This window comes from Sharpea azabuensis DSM 18934, from assembly GCF_000702165.1.
In the GTDB taxonomy this organism is placed as follows: Bacteria; Bacillota_I; Bacilli_A; order Erysipelotrichales; family Coprobacillaceae; genus Sharpea; species Sharpea azabuensis.
On sequence record NZ_JNKU01000071.1, the window covers coordinates 1 to 5702 of the forward strand.

Annotated in this window: 9 protein-coding genes and 1 riboswitch; of the genes, 4 read left to right on the top strand and 5 right to left on the bottom strand. The window is 36.6% G+C overall.

All coding sequences use genetic code 11. From position 1 onward, the window contains the following. Positions 1-178: transposase (locus T529_RS13895; protein ID WP_476661752.1), on the bottom strand; the 178-nt coding region annotated here is incomplete at its 3' end. A 115-nt stretch (positions 179-293) separates the two neighbouring features. Further along, positions 294-941, bottom strand: coding sequence for a collagen-like protein (locus T529_RS0111240; RefSeq protein ID WP_033163702.1), 648 nt, complete (start codon positions 939-941; stop codon positions 294-296). A 150-nt stretch (positions 942-1091) separates the two neighbouring features. Between T529_RS0111240 and T529_RS0111245 the strand changes: the two genes are divergently transcribed. The 3 genes from T529_RS0111245 to T529_RS0111255 all read left to right on the top strand — a co-directional run bounded on the left by T529_RS0111245 (position 1092) and on the right by T529_RS0111255 (position 2607). Further along, on the top strand, positions 1092-1685 hold the full coding sequence (locus T529_RS0111245) for a class I SAM-dependent methyltransferase (protein ID WP_033163703.1): 594 nt from the start codon (positions 1092-1094) through the stop codon (positions 1683-1685). Positions 1686-1760: 75 nt separating this feature from the next. Continuing rightward, on the top strand, positions 1761-2063 hold the full coding sequence (locus T529_RS0111250; RefSeq protein WP_051646986.1) for a NifB/NifX family molybdenum-iron cluster-binding protein: 303 nt from the start codon (positions 1761-1763) through the stop codon (positions 2061-2063). Between the two features lie 58 nt (positions 2064-2121). After that, positions 2122-2607: a pyridoxamine 5'-phosphate oxidase family protein gene (locus T529_RS0111255; RefSeq protein WP_033163704.1), complete on the top strand. Its 486-nt coding sequence runs from the start codon at positions 2122-2124 to the stop codon at positions 2605-2607. Positions 2608-2626: 19 nt separating this feature from the next. Here T529_RS0111255 and T529_RS0111260 read toward each other — a convergent pair whose 3' ends face one another. Both T529_RS0111260 and T529_RS12390 read right to left on the bottom strand, forming a co-directional pair. Then, positions 2627-3865 (bottom strand): CpXC domain-containing protein, encoded by a 1239-nt coding sequence (locus T529_RS0111260; protein WP_033163705.1) that lies wholly within the window; start codon positions 3863-3865, stop codon positions 2627-2629. Between the two features lie 77 nt (positions 3866-3942). Beyond that, positions 3943-4416: an Ig-like domain-containing protein gene (locus T529_RS12390; protein WP_037438353.1), complete on the bottom strand. Its 474-nt coding sequence runs from the start codon at positions 4414-4416 to the stop codon at positions 3943-3945. A gap of 121 nt (positions 4417-4537) precedes the next feature. Further along, a riboswitch (FMN riboswitch) is annotated at positions 4538-4649 on the top strand. 76 nt (positions 4650-4725) lie between these two features. Here T529_RS12390 and T529_RS0111270 point away from each other — a divergent pair. Further along, entirely contained in the window at positions 4726-5334 is a 609-nt protein-coding gene (locus tag T529_RS0111270) for an ECF transporter S component (protein ID WP_033163706.1), read from the top strand. A 148-nt stretch (positions 5335-5482) separates the two neighbouring features. Here T529_RS0111270 and T529_RS13290 read toward each other — a convergent pair. Beyond that, positions 5483-5702 (bottom strand): transposase (locus tag T529_RS13290; RefSeq protein ID WP_033163707.1); only part of this gene is annotated, 220 nt, incomplete at its 5' end.

Below are 5702 nucleotides of genomic sequence, written 5' to 3' on the forward strand. Positions count from 1 at the left end.
TTACAGGATCGACTCTATTGGTTCCTCTATTTGAATATAGCGGATCACAGATATCATAGATAAAACTCCAGTCTACATATCTATCAAGTTTTCTTACCAGGTGGTCCTCTGGGACCAGGTCATCAAGCAGTGCACAGATCATGTACTGTTGCTTCTGTTCAGTCTTATTCTTAGCCATGCCACATCAGCTCCTTCATGCATATATTATACCATATATGAAGTATCATCTTGATATTTCTATTCTCCATACAAAAAAGACTGTCCACAATCATTTGATTGTCAACAGTCTGAGATCATTGCTGATCTGTTGATGTATTTGTATTGCTATTAGATGAATTGCTGTCAGTATTATCTGTTGTTTGCTTCGTTGTTGTATCTGATTCTTCACTGCTGTTAGAAGAATCGGATTTATTTGTAGAAGCATCAGTATTGTTGTTGGTTGTTTCTTTTTGTGTGATTTCATTTTTCTTTTCAACAACCTTGTTTTTTGCCTGATTGCCTAAGTCCTTGACTTTGTTTTCAAGATTTGTCACTTTAGCTTCATTGGATAAATAATATTCATAGGCATAATAACCACCAACAGCTATGGCTCCAGCTAAAACAAGAATGAGTAAAAGTAAGAATAGGGTGGAGAAAATACTGCGTGATTTTTTGACTTTACCAGCTTTACCGCGTTTACCTCTGGCCCCCTTGCTGCCTTTAAAGCCTTTGGAACCCTTTGAGCCACGACGACCAAAGTTGCGTGAAGTTCTTGTTTCCTGTTCTTCATTTTCTTCTTCTGGTTGTTTCTTTTCTTCTTCTAGTTTTTCTTGTTTTATGGTTTCATGCTGGGTACGCTTGCCCACCTTACGGCTCATTTCTTCTTCTCTATAAGTATAATGATCAACATGGTCTTCAATTTTCTCTTCTGTGTTGTCATCATTGAATGTAAATTTCTTCATTAAAATCACCTCATTTATTGTGTGTATCGTATGGATTGATTGTGAATTCTTGATGAATTCTCCACAATCATATACCTTTGTATTTCAGGTTGCAAGAAACGTTTCTTCTTTTGTGACATGTGCTATAATGCCTTCAGGAGGAAATGTAATATGAAAGAAAATCCAGCAATGCCAGTAGGTGAAGTAGGAGCAAAAATGCTTGAACGCATGAATGTCAGCCATGCTCCATTACGCGCTTTTGGCTTACATACAATAACATACCAGCCTCATATGACGATTCTTGACGTCGGATGTGGCGGGGGTGCAACAATTAAGGACTTGCTTAAGCTTAGCGAAGAAAGCATTATCTATGGTCTAGATTATGCCCAAAAGAGCATTGAAATGTCTTCACTCAATAATAAAGAAGAACTCAACAAGCGTGTCTTCTTAAAAGAAGGTGATGTGGCACAATTACCATATGAAGACAATAAATTTGACTTAGTGACAGCTGTTGAAACAGTTTATTTTTGGCCGGATATCACAAAAGGTCTAGAAGAAATTCATCGTGTTTTGAAGACAGGTGGCCAAATCAATATTCTTTGTGAAGGCAGTGATCCCGAGGCAATTGACTGGCCTAAGATTGATGGCTTTTTTAAGATTTATCGCCCCAATGAACTACAGGCATTATTAGTTCAAGCAGGCTTCAAAGATGTTGTCGTCCATCATGGTCAAGGACAGTATATCAGTGTTGTTGGTGTAAAATAAATTACGTCTTAAGAAAAAAGTTATTGAACTTAGAATTTGAATGGATTAAAATTAGTTCGTTAAAGGAGTGGTATTATGAAAATTGCAGTACCATTTGAAAATGAAAATGTTTATTCTGATTTTGGTTCAGCAAAACAATTTAAGGTTTACAATATCGAAGATCAGTCGATCAAGTCAACACAAATCCTTGATACTAAAGGAATAAAATTTGGAGCTTTAGCTGTATTGCTTAATGAACATGATGTTAAACTTGTTTTATTGGATGAAGTGTCTAAGGGCAGTGCGTCAGCATTGAAAACAAATGGCATTCAATATGAAGAACATGTAACAGGAAATTGTGATTCATGTGTAAAAGAATATTTGTCACGAGAAGAATAAAGTGATAAAGTAAAAGCATAGTAATACTATGCTTTTTAGTTTTAGGGGGAAGTTATATATGGAATGGATGGCAGCAGAAGTAACCAATCTAGAAGGGTTATTTGAGATTTTTAAGGTCTGTGATACTTTGCATCTTGCCATCAATAATGGACAATATCCTTATGTTGTGCCTCTTTCCTATGGCGTAGAGTGTGTTGATGATCATATCGTACTTTATTTCCATGGAACGAGTGAGGGGATGAAGGATGAACTATTGAAAAAGAATCCTCATGTCACATGCAGCGTAGATATTGTTTATGAGTATAATGAAAGACCAGGGGAAAATATCAGTTGCTCATATGCTTCAGCAATTGGTGAAGGAGAAGTCTGTCGTCTCGATCGCCAGGATTATGAATATGCGATGGATCTTATTCAGACACATTATGGTTTTGAAGGATTATACTATGATGAAGCAATGCTTGAATCCATGATCTTCTACAAGATTGTCCTCAATAATGTATCAGGAAGAACACATATCAAAAAACCAGAAGAAGTGATGCTTTAAGCATCATGACTTCTGGTTTTTAATTGACATGAGTTAATTCTTCTTGCACATAACTCTTCAAGATAGCTGTCATTTTCTTATCGATAATCAATAGTTCTTTACATTGTGGATTAAGGACAAAGCTCATCCTAGGAAACTCATCAATCAGATCAGTGAAGTAAGTTTCATAGACAATACTTTCCGGGGCAAAGAGTTTTGCTTCCTTTTCTTTCGTGAAGATGGGCATAACAGGTTCATGATTATTTGTCCGAATGACTTCTCGGTTGAGTTCACCAGTCTTTTCATCTTTGATTAAAGGCAAATAGATTTTTACTTCAGATAGAACATGCAGTAATTGCGAGAGAAGCTGAACTTCATTTTCATGATAGAGTGCTTTAGCAATTTTCTCTAGATGATTGCTGACTTCAATATCATCGACATCACGGCGTTTTATAATATGCTTGATAAAGTGTATATGAGCAGGGACATCACGTGCATCCATGACTTCAAGCTTTTGAATGACACCCTCATCATCTTTCCCTTTGTCTTCAATCAAGACATGGTCGCCCGTTTTTGCGAAGTCGAGATGGTGCAATACATAGGTATCCACAAAGCTTTCTGTCTGTACTTTAGCGGTTACGACATTGACTTCTAGGTTATAGACACGTTTTACATAATCTTCGTTGACATCGATTGAAGTATCGTATTTGAGCATCTTCTGAATATGTGGATTTACCATCATATTGGCATACCACTGTTCTGGAAAATAATAGAATTTGACTTTCATATGCTCGCTGACAATCATCAGGTTTTCACTTAGATCCGCATGATAGAAGACAACGGCATGTCCAGCTTCAGGATATTCTTCATAGAACTTCTTAAGCATGTTTTCTTTATAGATGGCAAGAATACGATCATCGCGATGATGATCAAAGATCTGTATTTTCTCTTTAAAAACATACCAGTTGTTTGTCCAGCGTATTTTATAAGAAGAAAGATCGAGCCCTTCTGCCTTTAAGGCTGCAAGCGTCTGCTCGATTTCTTCAGGATCTTTTGCATATTGCAGCATAATCTTGTTTTTTGTATCGTGATAGAATAATTGATGACGTAAATATTCTACATGGTGACAATCTTGGCATTCGAACTTAAAAATATCATCATTCATAATTGCCTTTTTTAATTCAGGCGTAACGGTTATATTGATGCTGTTATAATTTTTAAAATGATTCATGTTGCCGCATTTTGGACATTGCATTGGAATGACTTCATAATGACTCATAGGACACCCTCCCTTTATCATTATAAAACGAACATGAAGAAGATTTAAGCAAAAGAAAAGTAAGCAAATAATTTTGCTTACTCAACAATGACAAAATGTAAAGTCTTTTCTTTAGTTGTATAATGGTTATCTGTAACACTTACCGTCACAGTTGCATTCCCATCGCTTAAACATGTCACAAGTCCCTGACTGTTGACAGACGCAACTGAGCGGTTAGATGAATGATAATTGACATTCGTAATTGTGAGTTTGTCTTTTTGAGGGGATGTTGTGTAGTGAATCTGGTAAGTCTCACCCTGACGCATTGTGACATAGCGATCGGCAATGGCGACACTATGGATTGATGCTCCTTGAGCCATACAGGCTATCTGGTAGATTGCAGTTAAGAATATGAAATAGACAATCATCAGGATGATTTTTGTTTTTCGTGTAAATTTATGACGATATATAAGCACGAAAGGAATTAATGGAAATAGGACAATAGCGGTAAAAATCAAGCCTTTCGTCCAGTGAAATTCCTCTTCATCATGCATGTTCTTAGCGTTATCCATCGTGTTACTCCTTTAGTAACATAAGTATAATCCATTATCCATAACTTGTCCATGGTGAAAAAATCATCATATGTCTTTACATCATCGAAAATGAGCGTAAAATGGATTATGTAGTAAAACTACATATCTTTGGGGCAGGTGAGATTCCTGATCGGCGGTGATAGTCCGCGAGCGTTAGCAGAATCGGTGCAATTCCGATACCGACGGTATAGTCCGGATGGAAAAAGATGGTGTTTTCGTGTAAATAACTTTTTCAGTACCCCAATGTATTATTGGGGTACTTTTTTGCACCATAGAAAGAGGATATTTATGGAAAGAAAAAAATTAAACACACGTACTATTGTTATGGCAGCAATGCTTGGAGCAATTGCTAGCGTGCTGATGTTTGTCGAATTCAGCGTGCCTTTTGCACCACCATTTGTCAAATTTGACTTATCAGATTTACCTGTACTTCTTGCTGGATTTTTGTTTGGACCAGCTCTTGGCAGTGTAACAGCCGTTATTAAGATCTTATTAAAGCTCATTATTAAACCAACAAGCACAATGTTTGTCGGAGAATTGTCTAATCTTATTCTCTCTATTACCTTCATGCTTGTTGCGGCTATCTTCTATCGTCAACATAAGACACGTAAAGGGGCAGTAATTGGGATGCTTGTTGCGACAATCGTTACTTCACTGATTGCCTTACTTTCAAACTATTTTGTCATTTTCCCAATGTATGCAAAACTCTTTGGCATGACAATGGAAAGTATTGTCAAAATGGTCATGGCTGTGAATCCAGCAGTTCATAATGTCTTTACGATGTTCATTTGTTCTTTATTGCCATTCAATCTCTTTAAATATGGTGTCATTTCACTCATTACCTTCTTTATCTATAAGAAGATCAGTGTGATTTTAAAGAAATATATGATAAAATAAGGGATTTTCTAAGAAAATCTCTTTCAGACTGTTGACGATTAACCATATCGTTGGCGGTCTTTTTTTATAGATTGATATATTTTATGATTCATCCTCTTTTTTCTGAATATATTTCTCCAGATAATAAAAAAATTGGGCCTAGATCCTTCTATCCTATCCCCATCGCCTTTAACGTTTCCTCATTTTGATGCTCAAAGCAGGAATTTTGGGCGCAATGCGCCTCCTGCATCCTTCCAAGGTATGTGCATAACTTCTTGAGATTCATTCCTGTGAATATCAACATAAGATTATCATACACTCTTTCGAATCCTGTATATAGCGTATAGTCCAGCCCGTGTCTTCTCTTGCCATCCGCAAATACCTTTTCG

Coding starts and splice junctions, on each gene's coding strand:
- T529_RS0111260 (WP_033163705.1), bottom strand. CDS start 3,865: ATGAGTCATTATGAAGTCATTCCAATGCAATGTCCAAAATGCGGCAAC.
- T529_RS0111240 (WP_033163702.1), bottom strand. CDS start 941: ATGAAGAAATTTACATTCAATGATGACAACACAGAAGAGAAAATTGAA.
- T529_RS12390 (WP_037438353.1), bottom strand. CDS start 4,416: ATGGATAACGCTAAGAACATGCATGATGAAGAGGAATTTCACTGGACG.
- T529_RS0111245 (WP_033163703.1), top strand. CDS start 1,092: ATGAAAGAAAATCCAGCAATGCCAGTAGGTGAAGTAGGAGCAAAAATG.
- T529_RS0111270 (WP_033163706.1), top strand. CDS start 4,726: ATGGAAAGAAAAAAATTAAACACACGTACTATTGTTATGGCAGCAATG.
- T529_RS0111255 (WP_033163704.1), top strand. CDS start 2,122: ATGGAATGGATGGCAGCAGAAGTAACCAATCTAGAAGGGTTATTTGAG.
- T529_RS0111250 (WP_051646986.1), top strand. CDS start 1,761: ATGAAAATTGCAGTACCATTTGAAAATGAAAATGTTTATTCTGATTTT.